The organism is Acinetobacter pseudolwoffii (assembly GCF_002803605.1).
GTDB classification, from domain to species: Bacteria; Pseudomonadota; Gammaproteobacteria; order Pseudomonadales; family Moraxellaceae; genus Acinetobacter; species Acinetobacter pseudolwoffii.
This window is the reverse complement of record NZ_PHRG01000001.1, coordinates 275,114-299,027: the sequence shown is the minus strand read 5'-3', so window position 1 is coordinate 299,027 and position 23,914 is coordinate 275,114. Positions and strand designations below refer to the sequence as shown.

The following is a 23,914-nucleotide window of genomic DNA, read 5'->3' as shown; positions in this document are numbered from 1 at the left end:
AAAGTTAATTACTTCAATAATTTATGGTGAATTTAAAATGTCTCATTCAATTAACCTTCCACGAATTATGCAAGTCGGGAAAAATGCTAGAAGTCATCTTCCTGAGATTTTGAATAGCTTAGGAGCGAAAAGACCATTAATCATCACTGATAAAATGATGGTTTCACTGGGATATATTGATCAGATTCAAAATTTACTTAAGGCAGAAAACATCGAGAGTGACTATTTTGATGAAACGATTCCTGAGCCGACTTCAGCTTCAATTGAAGCTGGAGTGAATCATGTCAAAACGCACCAATATGATGCCATTATTGCTGTAGGTGGCGGAAGCCCTATCGACAGTGCTAAGGCTATCAGTATTTTAAGTAAGTTTGGGGGAGAGATAAGAGATTATAAATTTCCCAGACAGGTCAACGAGATCGGACTGCCAATTATTGCAATCCCAACTACAGCGGGAACAGGTTCTGAATGTACTCGTTTTACAATCATTACTGATGATAAGACCAGTGAAAAAATGCTTTGTGCTGGGCTTGGATTCTTACCCATTGCAGCAATTATCGACTATGAGTTAACGATGTCTTTACCTGCTAGAACTACGGCAGATACTGGGATTGATGCACTAACACATGCAATTGAAGCATATGTTAGTAAAAAAGCAAGTCCATATAGTGATGCCCAAGCAATTGCAGCGATGAAACTAATCGGACCTAACTTACAAATTGCTTATCATGAGCCGGGTAATGAATCTGCACGTGAAAAGATGATGCTTGGTTCCACATTTGCAGGCATTGCATTTTCAAATGCTTCTGTTGCATTGGTTCATGGGATGAGTCGACCGATCGGTGCTTTTTTCCATGTACCTCATGGCCTATCGAATGCAATGTTACTTCCTATGATTACTGAGTTTTCAATACAAGCTGCACCTGAACGTTATGCAGACTGTGCAAAAGCAATGGGTGTTGCACATATTGATGATTCCCATGAAGTCGCAAATCAAAAGCTAGTACAAGCATTGGCTGAAATTAATAAAGATTTAAAAGTTCCAACTCTGGCTGAGTTCGGGGTGGATAGAAAATATTTTGATGAAGTTGTACAAACAATGGCTGAGCAGGCAATAGCATCTGGCTCTCCATCTAATAACCCAATAACTCCTACAATTGCTGAAATGATTTCGCTCTATAAGCAATTGTGGTAATGCATTTTTCAATTAGCTTTAATTATTTTTTATATAAAGAGGACAGATTCACATGGAATTGATCGGACATTTTATTAACGGCGTATTGAATACCAATCATACAAGAACGCAGCCTGTTTACAATCCATCAACAGGTGAACAAAGTAAAGAAGTAGGGCTAGCCGGTAAAGCAACCGTTGAAGAAGCTATTTCTGCTGCCGAAGCTGCTTTTCCTGAATGGCGTAATACTCCTGTCATTAAACGCGCCCGCGTCATGTTTAAATTCAAAGAACTTCTTGAGGACAATGCTGAAAAAATTTGCAAACTTATTGGCGAAGAACACGGAAAAATTGTGCATGATGCTGCCGGTGAATTACAGCGTGGTATTGAAAATGTTGAGTATGCTTGCAGTGCCCCTGAATTTTTAAAAGGTGAATTCAGTAAAAACGTAGGTCCAAGTATCGATTCATGGAGTGAGTTCCAGCCTTTAGGTGTCGTTGCAGGTATTACTCCATTTAATTTCCCAGTCATGGTTCCACTTTGGATGTTCCCGATGGCAATTGTTTGTGGAAATACTTTTGTTCTTAAACCATCTGAGCGTGATCCATCATCAACTTTGTATATTGCACAATTACTGAAAGAAGCTGGTCTACCTGATGGCGTACTAAATGTTGTAAATGGAGATAAAGAGGCTGTTGATACCTTACTTTTAGATTCTCGAGTACAGGCTATAAGCTTCGTTGGCTCGACACCGATAGCTGAATATATTTATAAGACAGCAACTGCTACTGGGAAAAGATGCCAAGCACTTGGCGGTGCAAAAAACCATGCGATTGTTATGCCTGATGCTGATATTGATAATGTAGTAAGCTCTTTATTAGGTGCTGCTTTTGGTTCATCAGGTGAGCGTTGTATGGCTCTTTCAGTCGCTGTTGCCGTAGGTGATGATGTTGCTGATTTGATGATTTCTAAGCTCTCTGAAGCTATGGCATCGTTAAAATATGGGGCATATTCAGAAAAAGAAAATGATTTCGGTCCTGTGATTACAGCCCAGCATAAAGCTAAAGTTGTGGGTTATATCAACAGTGCAGAAGAGCAAGGTGCAACGATTGTTGTTGATGGTCGAGATGCAGCTCCAGTTGGTTACGAAAAGGGATTCTATGTGGGAGCCACGCTAATCGATCAAGTGACTCCTGAAATGACTAGTTATAAAGAAGAAATTTTCGGTCCTGTACTACAGGTTATACGTGTAAAAACCATGCAAGAAGCTATGAATCTGATTGATGATCATGAATACGGCAATGGTACTTGTATTTATACACGTGATGGGGAAGCAGCTCGTTACTTCAGTGACAATATTAAGGTCGGAATGGTAGGAATTAATATCCCATTGCCAGTCCCTGTGGCTTATCATAGTTTTGGTGGCTGGAAGCGCTCATTATTTGGTGATTTAAATGCTTATGGTCCAGATGGTGCACGTTTTTACACCCGTCGTAAAACGATTACACAACGTTGGCCAACCGCTAATGTTCGTGAGGGTGCTCAATTCTCAATGCCAACGCTGAACTAATGTTTTTATGCTGAACAAAAAGCAAGTCATCATGACTTGCTTTTTTAATCAATATTAATCAATTTACTTAAATCGTTCGCAGCCTGACGTAGTACCGATTCAAAACTTAATAAATCATCAAGAGATTTTCGTATCGTTGGGGCATGGACATATAAGCATGCAATGATTGTATCTCCCTTGTGGATGGGAACAGAGCATGCGACCATTCCTGAAATAAACTCTTCATTATCAGTTCCAAGTTTATTTAAGAAAATATGATTCAAATTTTCTTCAAGCATCACAGGATCAGTAATAGTATTTTTAGTAAGCTGTGTAATAGGAAGGTGTTCTATTATATTTTTTCTTCGACTTTCCGGTTGAAAACTTAAAAAAAGTTTTCCACTAGATGTACACCATAATGGTACGGTAGATCCAATAGGTAAGTACACTTGTAATGGCCAATTTGCTTGTACTCGATCTGTATAAAGCATTTGATTATTATTAAGGATGGCAATTCCACAAGTTTCATTAGTTTGATCTGATAGTTTTTGCAGAATTGCTAGTCTTTCTATTTTTTTAGGTTCTTGCTCCCAAGCGCTCATTAGCAACTTGTAAGTCCTATCACCTACAATATAACCACCGTAAATATCTAATTTAATGAATTTTTCTTGCTCCAAAGTTTGAAGTAAACGATGGATACTTGGTTTTGGAATATCTAGCTCAATAGAAAGGTCCAAAGGTGTGGGAGGATGCTTTGCGGTTGAGATAGCCTCAATAATATCTAAAACTCTGGTAATTGATGAGCCTTTCTTATTCATATCGAAAACCTAGTATAATCAAGTGCATATGCAGGAAAAACCTAAAATAATTAGTTCTACGAAAATTAGAGATAAAGTATAAGTTTCTTTACTAGAAGAATTTTAAGTCCATAGTCATCATTAAGTCATGAGAGTTATAATATTATTATCATTAAATAAATAGCTATAGAATAACTATATTCCTAAAACCACCTGATAAGGTTTAAACCCTTCTAATACAGCATCCGAAACCAATTGAATAAAAGCTTCAGTTTTTCCGTAAGCCATCCACTGATCAAGAGCTTCATAATAAGCCAAACGATTTTCAACTGTGATGACACAAGGTGGATAACCAGCTTTAATCAATTCGAGGTTCATCAATAGACGTGATGTACGGCCATTGCCATCAATGAATGGATGGATACCTGCAAAATCAGCATGTACTTTGGCTGCACGTTCAATTGGATGCAGCTTATGTGCTTCACTATTATACCAGTCTACGAATTGAGCCATCTTGTCATTTAATAACGTGTAATCAGGCGGGGTAGACGTCGCACCTGATATCAGGACATTTTGCTGACGATAACGTCCAGCATTATCATCATCAATATTCTTTAAGATAAGCTGATGGATATTACGAATTTGCCATTCAGAAAAAGGCTCCTCTTTCCGAATGATATCTTCAACATAGTAAATTGCATTTCTATGGTTGATCGCTTCGAAGTGTTCTCTTAATGCCTTTCCACCAACAGTAATACCTTCGAGTACTACTTTTGTTTCTAGCAGGGTGAGGGTATTACCTTCAATTGCATTGGAATGATAGGTCCAGCGGACAATAAGATCTTCTTGTAAATTTTTGACAATTGACGGAGAGAGAGGGCGATGTTGATCTAATTTTTTCTTTAAATCATCAATAGTTTCAAACATAACCTTATCCCTGAATTTGTCTTAGTCGATCATACATGAAAAAAGAAAGATCAGAAATGTAGTGATATATCATTACATTTTGTATTGATTGTAAATGGTTACATGTGTCTAGAATTTTGGTGGCTATTCAAAAATATGTAGCTAATAAAAAACTGCCATCATACCGAAGTTTTCATATGGGATTACTTTGTATGATTTCGTCGTACCTTGAAGTTCTTGTGTCTATCTATTGTTATTCTTACTTGAAATTGATGTGAGCTTATAGAGACAAGGTAAATTTGCAAAAGTGCCGGCTATTCAGTGTTCATTGAATGTTTAATTTAATTTATTAAGCTTGACCTTGGAGTAGCTCTAAGCCTTATACTTGGTACAAATTTTTCGATTGTTATGATGATGCGTTCTACTACATGGATTACAGTCTTGGTTGGATTGTTCATGTTCCAAAGCTTTTGGAATGTGGCGGCGGCCTTTTGTGTCCATGAACAACAGCCTCAATCACAGCAGAGTTATCATTTTGGTCATCACCAAAATACCTTGTGTGCCAGCGATAGTCGTCAACACGATCATAATGGACAGTCAGAAAACATAAAAACATTCAGTAGCGATTTAGAAATCGGTGAAGATCATCAAGATCATCTACCATCGATGACGCATTTGATTGTACAAAATGAAAAAGTAGATGTGTTTCATCCAAGCTCTGAAGTTAAAGTGAATCCACAATTTCATTGGAAAAACAGCTATCAGGCTCCTGACCTGTTTCAACAAAGCCCACCTCCCGAATTTTCCCCGCTCATGGTGGGGTAGCCTAAAACATTCCCACCACTTTTATTATTTAAATAAGTGGGAAAAATCATGTCTTCACAATCAATTATACTCTTGCGTCATAGCTTGGTTGCTTGTATATGTGCAGCGGCTATGCAATATAGCTATGCTGAAAACGTTACCAGCTTTGAATCCGCTTTAGCAAAAGTACAAAGTTACCAGACTCAAGACAAGCTGTGGCAACAAGTTCAGCAAATATCTGAATTGAATATTCAGCAAAGTCGGTTATGGCAGAATCCAAGTATAAGTTTAGAACAGTCTGGCTTTGGCTCAGGTCAAGAACAGGAATTCAATGTTGGCGTTAGTCAACCTCTAGATCTATTTGGTCAGCGTAAGCTGAACCGGGTGATTGCCAATACCTCGAATCAACAAATCCAATTGCAACAGCAATTATGGAAGGCACAAAGCCAACTGATTGTTAAATTTGCATGGTCGCAATTTGCACTTGCTGAGGTTGAGCAGTCTGCTTATTCAGTACAGTTAAAAACAAGTAAAGCCAATCTGGACAGTGCCCAGAAACGCTATCAGGCAGGCAGTATTGCCCTGGTTGATTTTGAGCGTACCCAAATTGAAGCGCTAGAAATCCAACGACTTTATCAGCAAGCGATGCTGAATAAACAAGCTGCCGGTCGTCAGCTGTCTAATTTGTGGGGGGGAGAAACATCTTCACATCTTCAATTGAATAAAACCGCTATCCCTTGGCCAGAGCAAAGTCTCCAAACTGTGCAACGGTATATTGCTGAAGGGTGGCTAGAAAAATTCTATGCCTTGAACATTCAGCAATCGGATCATCAAATTGAAAATTTAAGAATTCAGGCACGTCCCAATCCGACTTTAAATGTAGGCATGAAACGTAGCAAAACCCCTAATGAAAGCAACGATACGACTTTAGCAATCGGCGTGGCTATTCCACTGAATATTTTCAATCGCCAGCAATATGCGATCCCGATGGTCCAGCAACAGCAAATATTGCTGAACCAACAGCAGCAGCGTGAGCTGAAGCAACAAATACTCGATATTGCCAACAGCATGCAACAGCTCAAAGGTTTACGTAGCCAGTTCGATGCCACAACAGCACAAGTTACTTTGGCGACCAAAGTTCAGAGCCGTACTTTACAAGGGTTTCAGGCAGGGAAACTGTCCATTACCGACGTTCAGCAAGCAACCACCCAACTGCAGAATCTTCGATTGGGTCAATTACAAATTCTACGTCAAGCTTGGCAAACTGCCCTAGCAGCTGAGGCACTCAGTATTGGCACAAGTTATGAAGAAATTAGCCGTTCGGATGCCTATACACAACTGAATAAAAAGGCAGTCGAAGCATCGCAAAATTTAATCAATGGGGGAGCACGATAAAATGAACGCCAAGCAAAACGGAAAAATATCCCAGTCTCTCATGATTGTAGTTTTGATTCTGATTACGGTCTTGGTCAGTCTGGCTATTTGGTTAAGTTCAAAAAAAACTGAATCTGAGGGGCATGGTCATGATGAGGGAAATGCCGAACATTCTGATGAAGATAGTTCTGAAGAAGGACATGCTGAAGAAGGCGAAATACAACTGACCAGCCAACAAATGGTTGAACAAGGTTTAAAAGTTGCTGTTGCATCCACAGGATTGGTTGAAAAGCTGACAACCCTGCCAGGTAAATTGGTGGTGAATACCGATCAACAAGCGCATATATCGCCTAATTTTAGTGGTCATGTTGAGCAAGTTAATGTTGCTCTTGGTCAGTATGTGGAACGTGGTCAAACGCTTGCAGTACTTTCCATCCCTGAATTAATTGATCAACAAGCGAATTTGAGCATTGCGCAGTCAAGTTTGCGTTTGGCACAGCAAGAATACCAACGAGAACAACAGCTTTGGTCACAAGGTATTTCGGCAAAACAAGATTTGCAGCGTGCTGAAAATACCTATCGCCAAGCCCAAATTACAGTGCAATCTCAGCAAGCCCGTCTACACGCTCTAGGTTCAACTGGGCAAAATGGACGTTTTGTTATTCGCGCACCCATTCCAGGCATGATCAGTCAAAAAGACATTGTGGTAGGTGAAAATGTCCAACTGGCGGATCAGCTTTTTGTGATTGAAAATCTAAAAGACCTTTGGTTGGAATTTAATCTACCAAATACCTCAAATATTCATCTTCAAGCAGGGCAAATTTTAAACTTTAAAACCAATGGTTCTGATCAAAATTACCAAGCAAAAGTACAAACGCTGAATTCACAGGCAGATTTACAAACTGGACGTTTACAAGTGCGTGCCAAAGTCACCACACAAGCGGATGTACTGCGTCCAAATGTTTTGGTAAATGTTTTTGTGACTGATGCACAAGCAAAAACAGCGTTAAGAGTCCAGAAAAAAGCCTTACAGCAGGTTGAAGGAAAACCTGTGGTATTTGTGATTGAGTCTGAAGAAAAGGGACTGGTTCATCTTAAAGCACAGCTAATAGAAGTGGGCGTGAGCAGTCAGGATGGGCAATGGCTAGAAGTCATTTCTGGATTAACTGAAGGGCAGAAATACATTGCGGATGGCAGTTTTCTATTAAAGTCTGAATTAGAAAAAGATGAGGCCGGTCATGAGCATTAATCAAGATTTACCTCGTCCTGAAGGATTATTTGAGCGTATTATTCAGTTTGCAATTCAAAATGCTATTTGGGTGATGCTGTTTGTCTGCACATGGATTGCAGTGGGTATTTATAGTTATCAGAAGTTGCCGATTGATGCTGTTCCTGACATTACCAATACCCAAGTACAGATCAATACCCAAGCCAATGGTTTTACAGCACTTGAAGTAGAACAACGGATTACCTATCCGATTGAAAATGCCATGGCGGGTATTCCAGATTTGGAGCTAACACGTTCAATCTCCCGCTATGGATTATCCCAAGTCACTGTTGTATTTAAAGATGGAACTGATATCTATTGGGCACGTCAACAAATTAACCAGCGTGTACAAGAAGCGCAAGCTGATTTACCTGCACAAGTTTCACCCACAATGTCACCTGTATCTACTGGCTTAGGTGAAATTTATCAGTGGGTGCTTACAGCCGAACCGAATGCGAAAAAAGTAGATGGTTCTACTTATACAGCGATGGATTTAAGAGAAATTCAGGATTGGATTGTTCGACCGCAACTGCAACGAGTTAAAGGTGTTGCTGAGGTTAATAGTATTGGTGGCTATAATAAAACCTATCTCGTTTCGCCCGATCTTAGTCGCATGCAGCAGTTGAATATTGGTTTAGATCAATTACAGCAAGCATTGACACTGAATAATGAAAATCGTGGTGCAGGGTTCATTGAGGAAAATGGTCAGCAACTCACGGTTCGTGTGCCGGGTACCTTGAATAATATCAGTGATATTGAAAACACCATGATTGCAAGTCCGAACGGTAGTCCAATCCGTGTGGGTGATATTGCTCAAGTCTCCATTGGTCATGAATTAAGAACAGGTGGTGCAACCTATAACGGTGTGGAAACGGTACTTGGGATTGCCATGATGGCGATGGGCGAAAATAGCCGTACGGTATCAAAATCGGTAGATGCTAAGATCCAAGAGGTTCAGAAAAGCTTACCCAAAGGGGTTAAAATTGAAACTGTTTATGACCGCACCAGTTTGGTCGAAAAGGCGATTAAAACGGTACAAAAAAACCTGATTGAAGGCGCCATTTTGGTCATCGTCATTCTGTTTTTATTTCTCGGGAATATTCGTGCAGCCTTAATTACAGCCTGTGTGATCCCATTGTCGATGCTATTCACACTCACAGGCATGGCGCAAAAAAATATCAGTGCCAATCTCATGAGTTTAGGTGCTTTAGATTTTGGGATTATTGTCGATGGGGCGGTGGTGATTGTTGAAAACTGTATTCGTCGTTTGGCGCATACTCAGCAACAGTTAAAGCGACAATTAACTCAACAAGAGCGTTTTAAAGAGGTTTTTTTAGCCGCACGCCAAGCTCGACGTCCCTTGATTTTTGGGCAATTGATCATTTTAGTGGTGTATTTTCCGATTTTTGCTTTAAGTGGTGTGGAAGCAAAAATGTTCCATCCGATGGCATTGACAGTGGTACTCGCCCTTGTTGCAGCTATTATTTTATCGATCACATTTGTGCCTGCTGCGGTGGCATTGTGGGTCAAAGGCGATATTCAAGAAAAAGAAAGTCGTTGGATGTTATGGCTAAAAGCTAAATATCAGCAAACTCTTGATATTTCGTATCAATACAAAGCAGTTGTGCTGACTTTTGCACTGTGTTTATTAGTGATTACGGGATTTATCAGTACCAAACTCGGCAGTGAATTTGCACCACAGCTCAGTGAAGGAGACTTTGCGGTACAACAGTTGCGTTCACCAAGTACAGGCTTAGAAGAGTCTTTACGTATTCAGGAGAATACTGAAAAACTTCTTTTAAAGAGTTTCCCTGAAATTAAGGCAGTATTTGCCAGAACGGGTACAGCCGAGGTTGCAACAGATGTCATGCCACCCAATATTTCAGATGGCTATATCATGTTAAAGCCTCGTTCAGAATGGCCAAATCCTAAAGAAAGTTTAGATGAATTACGTGGCCGTATGGTGACGTATTTAGCCACGATTCCAGGCAATAATAGTGAATTTTCACAACCGATTGAACTCCGATTTAATGAATTGATCTCAGGTGTGCGTAGTGATGTTGGTGTGAAAATCTTCGGTGATGATATGGATGTCCTCAATACTGAGGCGACTAAAATCTCCAAAATCATTCAGCAAATATCGGGTAGCAGTGCCGTGAAAGTTGAGCAGACCTCAGGTTTGCCATTACTAAATGTCGAGGTAAATAAAACTTTGGCTGCACAATATGGTTTGAGTGTGCGTTCAATTCAAGACCTTGTGGCAACCAGTATTGGTGGTCAAAATGTGGGTGAAATCTTAGAAGGTGATCGACGTTTTGATTTTGAAATTAGATTAACTGATCAAGATCGAAATACATCAACAGTTGCTCAGTTGCCGATTCAGCTTCCTAGTGGAGGGCAAATTGTCTTAGCCGATGTTGCGACAGTCAGTCTAATCGAAGGTGTGAACCAAGTTAGCCGTGAAAATGGTAAACGTCGTATTATTGTGACAACGAATGTTGAAGGACGTGATCTGGGTTCTTTTGTTACTGAGCTCCAAAAACAGTTAAAAGACTATGATCTGCCAAGTGGGTATTGGATTGAATATGGGGGGCAATTTGAAAATTTAGCTTCAGCTCAATCACGTATGCAAATTGTGATTCCACTCGCTTTGCTGACTATTTTTATTTTGCTCATGGCGGTTTTCCATAACATGAAGGAAAGTCTACTTGTTTTCACAGGCGTACCATTCGCTTTAACGGGTGGTGTTTTATTCCTTTGGTTACGTGATATTCCATTATCGATGTCAGCGGGTATTGGCTTTATTGCACTGTCAGGTGTTGCTGTACTGAATGGTCTTGTGATGCTGACTTTTATCAAAGAGCTGAGAGATGAATACAGTTTAGATGAAGCCGTCTGGAAAGGGGCAATTTTGCGTCTACGTCCTGTGCTGATGACGGCTTGTGTCGCTTCACTTGGTTTTGTGCCCATGGCACTTGCCACTGGAACAGGTGCAGAAGTACAACGACCTTTGGCGACGGTAGTGATTGGAGGCATTATTTCATCCACCATGCTCACCCTTGTATTGCTTCCTATTTTATATCGCTGGATCAATACTGATCAGGACAATAAGCTACTACAAACGGAAACCTATTAAGTATAAATATATTCAAGGTAATGCTTCGGCTTACCTTGAATAATCAATAATAAGGAGAGCACTATGAGTAGCTCAAATCAACATGACCACAGTCATTTTGAAGCATCGGAAAAAAATGCCAAAAAACTCTATTTCGCTTTAGCATTAACCACCACATTTTTGATTATTGAAGTCATCGCTGCGTTTATGACGCAAAGTTTGGCGCTGTTATCCGATGCTGCGCACATGCTGACAGATGCTGCTGCACTTGCGATTGCATTAGTGGCAATTAAAATCGGACAAAAACCTGCAGATGATAAGCGTACATTTGGTTATCAACGCTTTGAAATTCTGGCTGCATTATTTAATGCACTGATGTTATTTGTTGTTGCTCTCTATATTTTATTTGAAGCCTATCAGCGCTTTGAGAATCCACCTGAAATTCAAAGTATCGGGATGTTGGTTGTGGCAATACTCGGACTGATCATCAATCTCATCTCAATGAAAATCTTGCTCTCGAGTAGCAAAGAGAGTCTCAATATTAAAGGTGCTTATTTAGAGGTGCTTAGTGATGCTTTAGGTTCAGTCGGGGTCATCATTGGTGCACTAATCATCTATTTCACGGGATGGATGTGGATTGATACGCTGATTGCAGTATTGATTGGGTTTTGGGTACTTCCAAGAACTTGGATATTATTGAAACAAAGTATCCATATATTGTTAGAAGGTGTTCCTGAAGAAATTGATATTGAGAAGTTAAGATCAGATTTATTAATGTTAGAAGGGGTTCAAAGTATTCATGAGTTAAAAGTTTGGGCGATTACGTCAAGAAAGGTGGTTTTGACCGTGCATTTGGTTGCACCTGATGTGGATCAAAAAAAATTATACGATCAGGCTTTTCATATACTTCATGAACGGCATCATATCAGTGATATGACACTACAAATTGAAGATGATAATTGGCATAAGCACCAGCATGCTAAGTAACAAAAACGTAGTCGTAATTACAAAGGTAATTGATAATATAGGTCAATTTTGTAAAACAATGTAGCGATGATTTTTTGTATAGCTAAGTTGAAGGATTTTTTGAACCATTTAGTGGAAAAAATTTTGCTAGTGATCAAGCTACCGCTCAAGTCAGCGATCAAGTTAAGCGCCTAATTGAAACGATGGAACACAAGGAATAGAGCCTTAGCGAACTTATGTCATTATTAGCTTTATCGCATCTTGCAACGTTCAAAAAAAATATTTAAGTCCTGCATTAGAGGCTAGATTAATTGAACGAATAATTCCTGATAAACCAAGAGCTCTAAGCAGAAATACAAATTGAAAAAAAGATGGCCTATAGAAAATACTGAGTAGTAAATAAAAGCAATGTTATAACATTGCTTTTGATCTTCAGTCTTTACGTGTTAAAATGTGTACACCAGTTCTAATCCTGAATTTGGATTTGAACAAGATTTTAAAGTGATTCAATACACTAAATCTAATTTGGGTCAAAATTGGGTCAATGAATATTTATATTTGTAAAATTATGTTTAAAATGAATGGGTTGGGTTTTGAGTTCAATTGACGCCACCTCCACCAAATTTATAAATTCACATGACGTTATATAATGACTTATGAATTGGAAAGCCCTGATCTATAAAGGATTCAGGGCTTTTTTACGTGTACTTATAACGAATTATAAATATCTACAGCATTGCTTATCATGTATCACACCTTGTGTCATTCAATAATTATTGAAACCGCAGTGATACAAAAATGAAAAGATCCGATATTAAAAAGTGGCCGCTATCAGATACCGTATTAGCTAATCTGGAACCTGAATCAAAAGAGTATCGGGAGCTGGACGGCGAAGGCTTATATTTTCGTGTGAAGCCCGATGGTAAAAAAGCATGGTTATTCAGATATAAGAAAGCGGATGGTAAATGGTCGTGGTTGGGTATCGGTACTTATCCTGAATTGTCGGGAGCTGGTTCACGTAAAAAGGCCAGAGAAATCATTAAGGATATTTCACACGGCGATAATCCAATCATCACCAAGCAAGAACGTAAACGGCAAGAACTAGAACAGCACAATGCCACCTTTGAAGTTCTGGCCCGTGAATGGTTAGACACCAAAGCGAATACTTGGGTGCAGGACACGATGACCAGAAATAAAAGTGCATTGGAAAAACATGTATTTCCTGTTTTAGGCAAACGCTTGTACACCAGCATAAAACCGATTGAATAGACCTCTTGCGAAAGTAAAAAATTGTTTATACTAGTTCCATGAAATATGAAAATTTAACTAGATTTAATGATGGGGAATTTAAACGACTTGTTGGAGTTCCTCGTCCATTATTCTTAAAAATGGTATCAGTGTTACAACATGCTGAACTTGCCAAGAAAAAACCTGGAAGACCTCATTCGTTGTGTTTAGAGGATCAATTGTTATTAACTTTAAATTACTTACGCTGTTATAGAACTCAAATTGAGTTATCCGCCGACTATAACCTAGCTGAAAGTAATGTGAATCGTACGATTCAGAAAGTTGAAAATGCTCTGATTCAATCACGGATTTTCGCATTGCTTAAAAGGAATCAAAAGTTTAGTGAGGAGGATTATATAATTGTTGATGTCACTGAGTCACAGATTGAGCGTCCCAAAAAAACAAAGAAAATTTTATAGCGGTAAAAAGAAGAAACATACGCTAAAAACACAGGTCATTTTTAACCCAAAATTAAAGCAAATTGTAAGTATATAGATTGAAGATGGCAGAAAACACGATCTGAACATTGCGCGTAAGTATTTGAAGGAGATGGTCATTTATCCTTGTGTCATGGCAGATTTAGCCTATAAAGGATTTCATCAGATTAAGAGTAAGTTACTCATTCCAATCAAGAAACCTAAGAATTTATCATTACCCCAAATAGCAAAACAGATCAACCAAGAAATCAGTCGGCGTAGGATCACAATTGAACATATCAACGGCAAACTTAAACATTTTCGGATATTAACAGAACGCTATAGAAATAGACGGAAACGCTTTGGTCTAAGAATGAATTTAATTGCTGGAATGGTAAATTGGATGCTCTTAAATTAACTTTCGCAAGAGATCTAATGGATGAATCATTTAAAAAGTATTCAGCAGAAGCAGGGTATATATGAGCAGGTGAACCGAGTTCGTGCTATGTGTCGTGATATATACGATTTTGCCAAAGTAACTGGGAGAATGGATTACAACCCGGTGGAAGGCATCCAAAAATACCTACAACAAGGCAAAAAAGAAAATATGGCTCATGTGACTGAGCAGGAGTTACCTGCACTACTAAGAGCAATCAATAATTATCCAACTATAGATGTTCGGATGGGATTGCAGCTTTTAGCAATGTTATTTTGCCGACCTACTGAGTTAAGGGGAGCTAAATGGGAGGAGTTCGACCTTGAACAAGGGCTATGGAATATCCCAGAGCACCGTATGAAGAAACGGCGTGAGCATGTTGTGCCTTTATCTACTCAAGTAGTGACGATATTAAAAGAATTGCAGACCTACCAAACCAATTCAGATTATTTATTTCCGAGCAGATCGGATAAGAATAAGCCTAAATCAGACACCGTTTTTATTATGGCTTTGCGCCGTATGGGATATGAAGGCAGGCAGACACCACACGGATTTTCTTTTTCAAATTCATAATTATATCTGATAGATAGAAAAGTCATCCGCAACTGTTTGAGGCAGGACTAGATTTAAAAATGATTGTTTCTGCGACAAATTTACTAGTCGATGGTGGCTGACGAGTTTTGCGGATGACAAATGCCTTTGGTTACTTTGGGCGAAACCAAAGTAACAAATAATTTACAAGAATTTGATTTATAACATTAATACTCCGCCTTGAATGACTAAAAAATTAAAGAGTCTATTTCTAAACTCCTTAACTGATCAGCATTACCTAATATTAATGGTTTTTTATGTGAGATCTATATCTCACTATGTGCATATAAATTGAGCCACCGAAATCATTCAGCAATTCAGATTATGGAGTCATTGGCTTAAACATGATTCATGTAATAACGATTATTTTGACTAAATCGTTATATGGGAAAATTCAAATAAAACATGAAACAATTTGTTAGTTTTTGTTAAATAATATTTGTCCATTGTTAAGGTTATATTAACTATCTAATTTTATTAAAAAAAAATCAAATAAATAGTTTGAAAGTAAAAAAAACTGTCTAGAATGTTGCAAAAGAAACTCAAAATATGGGGTGTGTCTTGATTCATAATCAGGATAAAGTAGTGTGGAATTTAGCATCCGGAACTTGGGTTCAAGATGACAAAGTCGGTTATACCTTAAAAAATACGCCGAATTTAAGAATTGCAGATCATGTGAATCCTCACTTTGTTAAGCAATTACTTAATTTGCCAAGTTTGGGTGCGAAAATGTATCCTTCTGAATTTTTGTATGATCCTGAAACGGGTAAGCGTCTAGAAAAAGCAAAAATCAATTCAGATTCATATTGGCTTGCACCTTATGGGCAAAGTTTACATTATGATGATGGTCGTCAATATGTGGATAATCACGGCTTGCAATTGAGTAGCCAACTCAAAGAATTAGAACGTAAACCTGATGTCAGTAATGATGCGCTACTGAAAATTAAAATGCCGCCAAGAGGAATTTTTGAATTTGTGTCTATTAAAACAGGTACAGATATTCCTCAGCTAATAGCATTGAATAAAGTAAATGGAAGTCTATCAATTTGGAGCCAATATAATAATGAATGGCTAGATTTAAGTAATCAAGGTCCGCGTTTAGAGCGCTGCCCAGAACCAATAGAAGAATATTTACACCTTTTAGGTGTTATGAGTGCAGATGGAACACCTCATTTATATATTCCGACTAAAGCTGGTTTGGCACGAGTTATTATTGATGGGTTATCGTTGAGATATCAGACGCAGTATGTGACTGAACATAATCCATGTTTGGGTATGCCTGTATATTGGAATAAAAAAATATTACAACCAATGTTGATCAATAATCAGCTGCAGGTTGTTGATGTACTTACTCGGCAGACATCAGTAGTAGTAAATAATCCAGCATCAGAAATTTATTTTGAAAAAGTAGTGTATGACAATAGACGTATTATTTGGATTGGTAAATCAGGCCAGTTGATTTTAAAATTTGAGGGGCTTGATAATCAAGAGCTAAGGGTCGTTTACGAGATGTGGATACCAGGATATAAGCCTGATTTTCGTTTTGGCGCACCTTATGATGATAGAAAAGGTAATTTCTACCAATTCTGTACAAGTCAGAATGCTGAGAAAGGACCTTGGTGTTATATCGAGCTCGATGCAGAAAAACCACATGTACAACCTTCTTTATTTCGTTTTACCACTGGCTTTTCAAAATTCTACCTGGGTGACAAACTTGACGTAAAAGATATTTGGAAAGAAAAAGTTGGTGTTGAACCAACACATCGTTTTACGGTTCCACTTATTGAGGATGAAAAGCACCAACTAATTTTAGGTTTTAGTTTTGATACAGATACAAATATAGGTATTGAGCAGAAACTTGCAGATGAGTCTAAACAGGATATTATGCTATTTATAGATACGCATGATGGGCTCATAGATTTTCATCGTGTTCAAGTTGAAAAGCCGTTGCAGTCAAGATTCTTTATTCATCAAAACATTTTGTATTTTTATAACCCTAGCTTAACTGAAATCTTAGGCTGGGAGCTTGCTGCATGAAGAAAATAGGATTAATGGCTTTAGTTAGCCTTATATCATCTTTGACTTGTGCAGGACAACATGCATTTTTAGTCCAAAACTCTGGTTGGATGGAACCCTTTTACCAAGATCAAAACTCGCAATTAAAACCACTTGTAAATGCTGTGGTTCAAACCGTCACGCAACCGAGTGACACTATTGCGGTAGCAATGTTTAACCAAAGCAATGCTGTGTCTAAATCACCTACGGTGATTTATCGAGGCGCCGGTAAACAAAATATTAGTCAGCAATTAAGCCAACAGAGCATCGCGAAAAAATCTGATAAAGCCTATGCAGATACCGATTTTAAAGAAGCTGTCGTTGCCACGATTACAGGTCCATTTGCGAAAAAGTCAGGCATTATTTGGATTTTTACTAACAATAAAAATAGTCCAAATAATGATGCGGCTACGGCTGAGCGCAATAAAGAATTCTATGAGCTGGTACATTTAGATCCTGCCATTAACAAAGTTATGGCATATCCATTAAAAATGCCTGTGCAAGGACAACATTTTAATGCATCTGGCTTAATGGTTTATGCCCTGGCTTATGGTGATCAGGCTGAAACTGAATTAAATCATTTGGTTCAATCAGGTCAAATGGAAAAGGTTTTCACCCAGCAACCTGCATTGTTAAAACCTTTAGACAAAGAACCAGTTCAACTCATTCCAACAGGTGTGAAAAACTCGTCTACGATTCATGCTTCTTTAGCATCTGATCAAAAAACCTTGGTTTTTAATTTAGAACCTAAAGATGTTATTCCTGAACTGAAGCTAACAGCAGATCTAAAAAACAAATTTTATCCTTACAACATTGCTGCAACACGCGTTGAAGCAAAGTTGAGATTGGCCAATGGTATGCAAGCACCGATTCAGATTTCTGAATCAGATATTCGTTTGATGACCAAAGACAACACGAAGCTAGAATTTCAAGTGCCAATTCCTTCGCATTTAATTGTGTCTCCATGGTCTTGGGAAGTGTTTAAGGCAATGGGTAAGGCAGTTACGATTCCTGCCAATATTGACGTGACTCTGTATGAGCAGAAGCTGAGCTTATCTGAAGATTTTAAACAGAATTTGCAAAATTTATTTCCTAGTGACCCCTTATCGGATGTCTTTGTTGCACCACAAAGTATTCAGTCTTCCACAGCCACAATTCCTGTGCAATTCCGTTTGCAATATCCATTATGGCCAGTTGTAGTCATGATTGCAGGGGTTTTATTGGCACTTGTATTCGGCATTTTGGCTTTGGCATTGAGTTCAAAACGTAAAAAATACGATGTTTGGGTTAATGGCTTGAAAAAACAAACCATCCAATTAAAACCATTTTCCAAGATGAGTGTTTATGGTGATTCAGGGGAAGAAATTGCGATTGTGAAACGTGGTATTTCAGACGCATCTGTTCAAGTTATAGATAAAAAATTTAGTGTAATACTTCGTTAAATAGTAAGTTTAATAAACATCCAGGGGGATATATGTCAGAGTCAAATACAAATAACGGTTTTGTTTTACCAACAGCAGATGAACAAGCTCAAACTGAAACAGCTACAGTAGCGCAAACTGTTCAAGCAGTGAATGTTCCAACAGTTCAAGAAGAAACTGGTTCTCGCGATCTCATGATTGCTGGAGGAATTATCGTTGTTCTTCTCATCGCTTTCTTTTTTGCAAAACGTGGTTTCAGCAATAGTTTGGTAAAAAAACGTATTTCTCCGAGCAAAGCAAGTATGGCAGGTTGGTGGTTATTTATTTTCCTTGCTGCAGTTGCCATTGGTGCAGTCTTGGCAGCAGTCAATCCAGTGAAATTCTTATCTCTGCTTATTTTGGGGCCATTAGGTGTTGTTGCATTGCTAAGTGCTGTCCTGGCATTCACATCAAGCCGTGCTTAAGCACTGAATATAAGTTAAGTAATTAAAAAATAAGCAAAAATAGGGGAAGAAAATGACGGACACGCAAAATGTCAACACAGGCACTGCAGCCAAAGCAGCAGAGCAGACCGTAAAACTCCGCCCAACACTTTATATTGGTGTCGGTGGTACAGGTATGGAAGTGATGATGCGTGTACGTCGTCGTATTCTAAATGCAAGTTGGGGCAGTGATAATGTTCGCTTAGAAAACTTATCACAGTTTCCAATTGCACAATTTATGCATTTTGACTTAGATCAGGGTGCAATTATTGATAGTGGCCGTGCACAAACTGAAGATTTGCAATATAACTTAGTCAAGTTTACGGATGATGAAAAAATTGTAGAGTCTTTTGATATTGAGAAATATAGCCGTGATGATGCATCACTGAGTCGTTATCCTCATATTCAAAATTGGTTACCGTTAACACCGAGAAAAATTCGTGAATTAGGCATTGATCCTGCAAAAGGTGCGGGACAGATTCGATCTGTATCACGTTTATATTTCTTTGATAAATATCCAAAAACACGTGACAAAATTCGCTCAAAATTAAATACATTAAAAGCAGGTTTATCACGCGATGACATGCTGAGAAAATTAAATCTACAGCTGGATACAAGTAAATTCCGTATCGTGGTTTTGGGTTCTGTGGCGGGTGGTACAGGATCAGGTTCATTTTTGGATATGGGGTGGTTATCTAAATGGGTAGCAAGCAACGAAGTTGAAGCTGCTGATGTAGAGTTGATGTTGTTCTTACCGACGGGTTATTCAAGTGCCAATAAAGCACGTACTGAGGCCAATGCTTATGCAGCGTTGATGGAAGTTGAATCTGCAATGGTTGGGCATTCAAAGTATGTTGAAAAATGGGATGATTATGATCGTCCACAGCTTGCATCGAAGCCGTATGATGAAGTTCATTTAATTGATTCCGGTAACCTCGCACGCCAGCATACGGACAATATGAATGACGTGTATTCAATGATTGCGGATACTTTGTTCGAGGATTTTCGTTCTGCTGACTTTGCCAACCGTAAACGTTCGGTTGCAGTAAATCAACGTCAACATAAAATTCATATGTTTGCACCACCTGTACCAACAGGGCGTTTTGGTGACATGAAATTGAATTATTCATGTGCATATTCAGCATTTGGTCAATCGACTTTGGACACACTTGGTCGTGCTCGCTATGATGAATATGCGTACAGTTTGGCAGCGGACATGCTTAAAGCCTTCTTTGGTGTAGCAAGCGCAAATCCTGCTGCTAACCGGGCGAGTGAAAAAAAGCGTGATGCATTCATGGCCGAAAATATGAATCTCAATTTGGTGCCATTTAATAACCTTCCTGAGTTTTCAGCTGCGACATTAAAAAATCCAGAAATTCGTGAGTTAAATACCGAATTTATGGATTTAGAAATTGTAGATATTTTATTACGCTCAGGTCAGAACGGTGTCGAAGTAGATATCGCAGAAGAAACACGTCAGCGTGTTAGTCAGCGTATTAGTGAAATCAGTATTATTGATCGTGAACAGTGGGCAAATGAAGTCCGCAAAACAATGCAAAGCTTAATGCGTGATGTCATTCGTAATACAGATGCTATGGCAGATACAGCTGAAGACCGTGTCATGCGACGTCGAAAAGCATTATTTGAAAGTCTCAAAAAAGATATTGAAAGCCGTTTATATTTATATTTAGATAATCACGAACAAGGTGGTTTCGAATATGTGATTTCGCTAGTCGAACAAATTAAAGACCGTATTGAAAATGCTAACTCAGGTATTACATTACAGCTCAAAAATTCAGCCAATCGTTATACTGCGATTAAAGATGCCTTATTGACTTATGAATATGAAAAGCAACTGAAAGATTTAGAAGAAACAAAGGGTAAAGGGCTTTTAGCTATATTTGGTGGTGGGAATAAAGAAGAGCAAGCTCGTGCAGTGTTGGATAACCTGCGTAAAGATATCGCAAATATTCTTTCTTTCCACCTGCGTGCAAAAGCAGCTTTAGAAGCCATTGAACTGATGCAAGATATTTCAAACTGGTTAGGTAACAGTTTGGGTGTGGATGAAAGTGGAAAAACAATTTGGAATGGTGTGATGGGTGACCTGCAAAGTGGTCAAGAGTCTGTCATAGATATGATGAAACGTCTTGATCACGATCGCGAAGTGATTCATCAACAAATTCGTACCAAGCATGCAACTTTACAAATTATTGAAACTGACGATGTAAAAGAGCGTGAAATAGATCCTCGTTTAATGTGTGAATGGGCGGCTGAAGCATTTAAGGATTTTGGTGGTTCAAAAGAGCTATTTAAAATTCTTGTTGACCCGGATCAGCAAACACCATTATTGCTTAAAATTATTCGCATGGCAGAGCGTCGTCTAGTTATTTTTGAACAAAATGATCAAGAAGAAGATGCATTGTATAAAGCACTTGAAAATATGAGTGTAGTTGAACGTCAGAATGTATTTACTGAGTGGTTACAGCGTGCCATGCCTTGGGTTGATGCCAAAATGGGCGGTGATTTCACCCCACCACCAGACCGTTTCAAATGTTTTATCGGTGTGAATGGTGCAGATCAATTTAGCAAAAAGTACAAACATGAACTGACGGGATGTATTCCAAGTGGTTTAGGCTTAAATGCTCAAGCATTGTCGATTGTCGAAACCGGAGAACCTGGTCGAGCAGTCTGCTATGTCGAGCTATCAGGTATTCCTCTTACGATTTTACGGGGTATTGAGACTTGGCGTACTAGTTACCGTAAAGAAAGTGAAAGAACACCACTACATACGCATATTGACTCAACACGATTCAAGCATCCATATGCACCAACACCTGATGAATTAAACAGCTTGGCTGATGATTTTAAATGCTACTTAAAAGCAGTGATGTTGGGTGTTTTAAAACGTTGTGACGTTCCAGGCTTGATTCCAAGTGGGCAGTATGAATTTGCGGTCGCACGTGGCGATGTGCGTCGCTTAGGCAATGAACGTGGTTTCCGTTTAAATGGTTTACCTCAGACTTACCGTGATAACATTTATGATCAAGTGCAGCAGAAATTTAAATCACTCAGTGATGCAAATTTAACAATGCTAATTGCATTAGTTGATCATTATGAACGAGAGATTTATACCCCTCGTCTTGTTCAAAATGAAACGGGTGCGCAAGTTGAACATGTCGGTTTTGCATGTGCTATTGCAAAAGAATTAAAGAAAGAGCTGATCGAATTAGCTGAGCGTAAGGAAATTCCTCAAGAATTGATCGAGCGTGCATATGAATTAACTGAATATCGCGAAGAAATGGAAAAATGGGCTGAAGTACTCAAAGATTCAGATGAAGATGCATATCAGGATGAAATTCGCGAACCAAATAAAGGTCGACGCCTGAAGTGGGTGATGAATATGTCACCAAGTATCCTACAAATACATGAACAACTTCTTGTGAAAAATAGCATGGCAGATGTAGTACCAATAGCGACATTTGCGATGCCTGGTATGACACCTCCACCTACTCCAGGCGCAATGCCACCCCCAATTTTGCAGCAACCCCAGTATCAATATCATATTGCGATCAATGGGCAAAACTTTGGACCATACCCTCATTCAAAAGTAGTTGAAATGTTGCAGCAGCAACAGATTAACTCTGCAACGATGGTATGGCGTGAAGGTTTAGCTAATTGGATCGCAATTGCCCAATGCCCTGAGCTTGCAATACCTGTGCCGCCACCAATTCCTAGTATCCCGCCAATTTTACAATAATTGCTCATGCAGTATTGTCCTTGAAAAAGGGCAATACTGCCAACGCTCAACACAAAAAAGAAGTAATAGGTTAAATAACATGGCTAAGCAGAACGAAGAGATGGTTTGTATTGAATGTCAGCAGAAGCTACAGCTCAAGGTAAAATATTGTCCTTTTTGTGGTACTTTGCATGACGTTCAACTCCAAACTCCGCCTGTAGAGTCAAAGGAAATACCAATCATTCCAAGAGAGTCATTGAGTGAAAATCAAGATTCAATTGGAAGTCAAAGCCAAAATGAAGCTCAAATCGAAGAAAAATCAAACTCATCGGTTGTAGTTAAACACATCACAAAGCAGGGCAATAAAGAGCTAGTGGGTGTCATCATTGTTGGTTCGACCCTTGAAAACATGCGAACTTATGATCGTTACGCCTTTAAAAAAAATGAAGGAATTTTTGTACGTTTAAAGCATCTAGCAAATATTCCAAATGAATATTTAAGTTTGGAACAATATCAACTCAAGTTTCAAAGTGATCTGTCAGTCTTAGATGCTGAACCAGATGAGCCTCTTGAACCGATACAGCCTGCGGCTCCAATCGTAACCCCTCCACAACTACCATCAACCAGTCAACCTACACTGTTAGATCCACCACAGCAAAAAACCTCGAGTTTTAAATATATTGCGATTGCCTTTATCGTACTTTTGATGGTGATCTTTTTCTTGTTTAGTGGTAAAGAAAATATACAAGAAGAAGTGTCTATAGACGAAGAGGCACAGGTTGATCCTTGTGAAAATGTAAATGCAGAAATTAGTAGCTTTTTGAGTGAAAAAATGCCGACACGTGCATTGAGTATCATCAAACTCAACCAGGCAGAATGTAAAATTAATGCAAGTTTTGTGCAGTTGGTTGTATCTGCAGAAGCGCAAGCCACCTCTGCAAAAGAGAAACTCACTTTAGCAAAAGAGTATTTGCAAGCTGGAAACTTGGAGTTAGCACATCAGACATTGCTTGCTGCATTAGAACTTGATGCGGAACTTGTAGGTGGCCTAGAGCTGTTGCCACAGATCGAATCGATGATTGAAGAATTTAATCTTCAACAAGAAGAAGAGCTGGAAGCATCTATAGAAAGTGAAACTATACAAAATGAAGTTGAAAATTTTCCACAGCAAAATATGCATCAAGAAGTTGAGCAAGCACAGCGTTTAGCACAAGCAGAGCGTGAGCGTGCAGATGCACAACGCCAGGCAGAACAGGCTCAAATAGAACGTCAGAAAGCTGAAGAGGCTGCACGTAAACTAGCAGCAGAAGCAGCACGTCGTCAGAATGAAGCACGTTTTGATTCTCAGCTCAGTCGTGCAGAGCGTGCATTAAATGCAAATAACTACGGTTTGGCTAAATCTTTGGCTCGAGAAGTATTGTCTGCTTCTCCGAGTAATGGTCAAGCAAAACGTATTTTACGTCAGGCTGAAGCAGGTGAATCAGCAGCCTTTGACGATATGGTAATTCAATAATCATTTTATACTTTAAGAGGGAAAT

Annotated in this window: 14 protein-coding genes and 4 pseudogenes; 16 read left to right on the top strand and 2 right to left on the bottom strand. The window is 38.9% G+C overall.

The annotated features are described in order from the left end of the window. Positions 1-37: 37 nt before the first annotated feature. Complete coding sequence (locus tag CWI32_RS01380; RefSeq protein WP_005400065.1) at positions 38-1,195, top strand: iron-containing alcohol dehydrogenase; 1,158 nt, start codon at positions 38-40, stop codon at positions 1,193-1,195. A gap of 52 nt (positions 1,196-1,247) precedes the next feature. Beyond that, on the top strand, positions 1,248-2,744 hold the full coding sequence (locus CWI32_RS01375; RefSeq protein WP_005400064.1) for a CoA-acylating methylmalonate-semialdehyde dehydrogenase: 1,497 nt from the start codon (positions 1,248-1,250) through the stop codon (positions 2,742-2,744). A 44-nt stretch (positions 2,745-2,788) separates the two neighbouring features. Here CWI32_RS01375 and CWI32_RS01370 read toward each other — a convergent pair whose 3' ends face one another. Further along, positions 2,789-3,541 (bottom strand): IclR family transcriptional regulator, encoded by a 753-nt coding sequence (locus tag CWI32_RS01370; RefSeq protein WP_100534458.1) that lies wholly within the window; start codon positions 3,539-3,541, stop codon positions 2,789-2,791. A 174-nt stretch (positions 3,542-3,715) separates the two neighbouring features. Continuing rightward, positions 3,716-4,447: a Fic family protein gene (locus CWI32_RS01365; protein WP_100534457.1), complete on the bottom strand. Its 732-nt coding sequence runs from the start codon at positions 4,445-4,447 to the stop codon at positions 3,716-3,718. Positions 4,448-4,834: 387 nt separating this feature from the next. On the opposite strand from CWI32_RS01365, the gene CWI32_RS01360 reads away from it, so the two are divergent. The 14 genes and pseudogenes from CWI32_RS01360 (at position 4,835) to CWI32_RS01295 (ending at position 23,889) form a co-directional block, all read left to right on the top strand. Continuing rightward, the gene (locus CWI32_RS01360; RefSeq protein WP_227591103.1) at positions 4,835-5,251 is read left to right on the top strand and encodes a cation efflux protein, CzcI-like; all 417 of its coding nucleotides are present in this window, start codon (positions 4,835-4,837) and stop codon (positions 5,249-5,251) included. A 48-nt stretch (positions 5,252-5,299) separates the two neighbouring features. Beyond that, entirely contained in the window at positions 5,300-6,625 is a 1,326-nt protein-coding gene (locus tag CWI32_RS01355; protein WP_005096108.1) for a TolC family protein, read from the top strand. 1 nt (position 6,626) lies between these two features. After that, a complete protein-coding gene (locus CWI32_RS01350) occupies positions 6,627-7,853 on the top strand; it encodes an efflux RND transporter periplasmic adaptor subunit (protein ID WP_005096109.1) in 1,227 nt (408 codons plus the stop codon). Then, a complete protein-coding gene (locus tag CWI32_RS01345) occupies positions 7,843-11,007 on the top strand; it encodes an efflux RND transporter permease subunit (protein ID WP_100534456.1) in 3,165 nt (1,054 codons plus the stop codon). Before CWI32_RS01350 ends, CWI32_RS01345 begins: the two co-directional genes overlap by 11 nt. A 63-nt stretch (positions 11,008-11,070) precedes the next feature. Further along, on the top strand, positions 11,071-11,973 hold the full coding sequence (locus CWI32_RS01340) for a cation diffusion facilitator family transporter (RefSeq protein ID WP_005096111.1): 903 nt from the start codon (positions 11,071-11,073) through the stop codon (positions 11,971-11,973). Positions 11,974-12,101: 128 nt separating this feature from the next. After that, a pseudogene (locus tag CWI32_RS15485) lies at positions 12,102-12,348 on the top strand (Fic family protein); the annotation flags it as partial. Positions 12,349-12,750: 402 nt separating this feature from the next. Then, positions 12,751-13,218 (top strand): annotated as a pseudogene (locus CWI32_RS01330) (tyrosine-type recombinase/integrase); the annotation flags it as partial. Positions 13,219-13,259: 41 nt separating this feature from the next. After that, positions 13,260-14,073 (top strand): annotated as a pseudogene (locus tag CWI32_RS01325) (IS5 family transposase). Positions 14,074-14,091: 18 nt separating this feature from the next. Further along, a pseudogene (locus CWI32_RS01320) lies at positions 14,092-14,646 on the top strand (tyrosine-type recombinase/integrase); the annotation flags it as partial. Between the two features lie 621 nt (positions 14,647-15,267). Then, on the top strand, positions 15,268-16,719 hold the full coding sequence (locus tag CWI32_RS01315; RefSeq protein WP_228127733.1) for a hypothetical protein: 1,452 nt from the start codon (positions 15,268-15,270) through the stop codon (positions 16,717-16,719). Beyond that, positions 16,716-18,179 (top strand): hypothetical protein, encoded by a 1,464-nt coding sequence (locus CWI32_RS01310; protein WP_100534455.1) that lies wholly within the window; start codon positions 16,716-16,718, stop codon positions 18,177-18,179. Before CWI32_RS01315 ends, CWI32_RS01310 begins: the two co-directional genes overlap by 4 nt. Positions 18,180-18,211: 32 nt before the next feature. Further along, positions 18,212-18,622 (top strand): hypothetical protein, encoded by a 411-nt coding sequence (locus CWI32_RS01305; RefSeq protein WP_005096118.1) that lies wholly within the window; start codon positions 18,212-18,214, stop codon positions 18,620-18,622. Positions 18,623-18,674: 52 nt separating this feature from the next. Next, a complete protein-coding gene (locus tag CWI32_RS01300; protein WP_005096121.1) occupies positions 18,675-22,397 on the top strand; it encodes a tubulin-like doman-containing protein in 3,723 nt (1,240 codons plus the stop codon). Positions 22,398-22,476: 79 nt separating this feature from the next. Then, the gene (locus CWI32_RS01295; RefSeq protein WP_100534454.1) at positions 22,477-23,889 is read left to right on the top strand and encodes a tetratricopeptide repeat protein; all 1,413 of its coding nucleotides are present in this window, start codon (positions 22,477-22,479) and stop codon (positions 23,887-23,889) included. Positions 23,890-23,914: the final 25 nt, after the last annotated feature.

Excerpts from the sequence above, each read along its gene's own strand:
- CWI32_RS01380 (WP_005400065.1), top strand. The coding sequence starts at position 38 with ATGTCTCATTCAATTAACCTTCCACGAATTATGCAAGTCGGGAAAAAT.
- CWI32_RS01300 (WP_005096121.1), top strand. The coding sequence starts at position 18,675 with ATGACGGACACGCAAAATGTCAACACAGGCACTGCAGCCAAAGCAGCA.
- CWI32_RS01295 (WP_100534454.1), top strand. The coding sequence starts at position 22,477 with ATGGCTAAGCAGAACGAAGAGATGGTTTGTATTGAATGTCAGCAGAAG.
- CWI32_RS01340 (WP_005096111.1), top strand. The coding sequence starts at position 11,071 with ATGAGTAGCTCAAATCAACATGACCACAGTCATTTTGAAGCATCGGAA.
- CWI32_RS01345 (WP_100534456.1), top strand. The coding sequence starts at position 7,843 with ATGAGCATTAATCAAGATTTACCTCGTCCTGAAGGATTATTTGAGCGT.
- CWI32_RS01370 (WP_100534458.1), bottom strand. The coding sequence starts at position 3,541 with ATGAATAAGAAAGGCTCATCAATTACCAGAGTTTTAGATATTATTGAG.
- CWI32_RS01365 (WP_100534457.1), bottom strand. The coding sequence starts at position 4,447 with ATGTTTGAAACTATTGATGATTTAAAGAAAAAATTAGATCAACATCGC.
- CWI32_RS01305 (WP_005096118.1), top strand. The coding sequence starts at position 18,212 with ATGTCAGAGTCAAATACAAATAACGGTTTTGTTTTACCAACAGCAGAT.
- CWI32_RS01375 (WP_005400064.1), top strand. The coding sequence starts at position 1,248 with ATGGAATTGATCGGACATTTTATTAACGGCGTATTGAATACCAATCAT.
- CWI32_RS01360 (WP_227591103.1), top strand. The coding sequence starts at position 4,835 with ATGATGATGCGTTCTACTACATGGATTACAGTCTTGGTTGGATTGTTC.
- CWI32_RS01350 (WP_005096109.1), top strand. The coding sequence starts at position 6,627 with ATGAACGCCAAGCAAAACGGAAAAATATCCCAGTCTCTCATGATTGTA.
- CWI32_RS01355 (WP_005096108.1), top strand. The coding sequence starts at position 5,300 with ATGTCTTCACAATCAATTATACTCTTGCGTCATAGCTTGGTTGCTTGT.
- CWI32_RS01310 (WP_100534455.1), top strand. The coding sequence starts at position 16,716 with ATGAAGAAAATAGGATTAATGGCTTTAGTTAGCCTTATATCATCTTTG.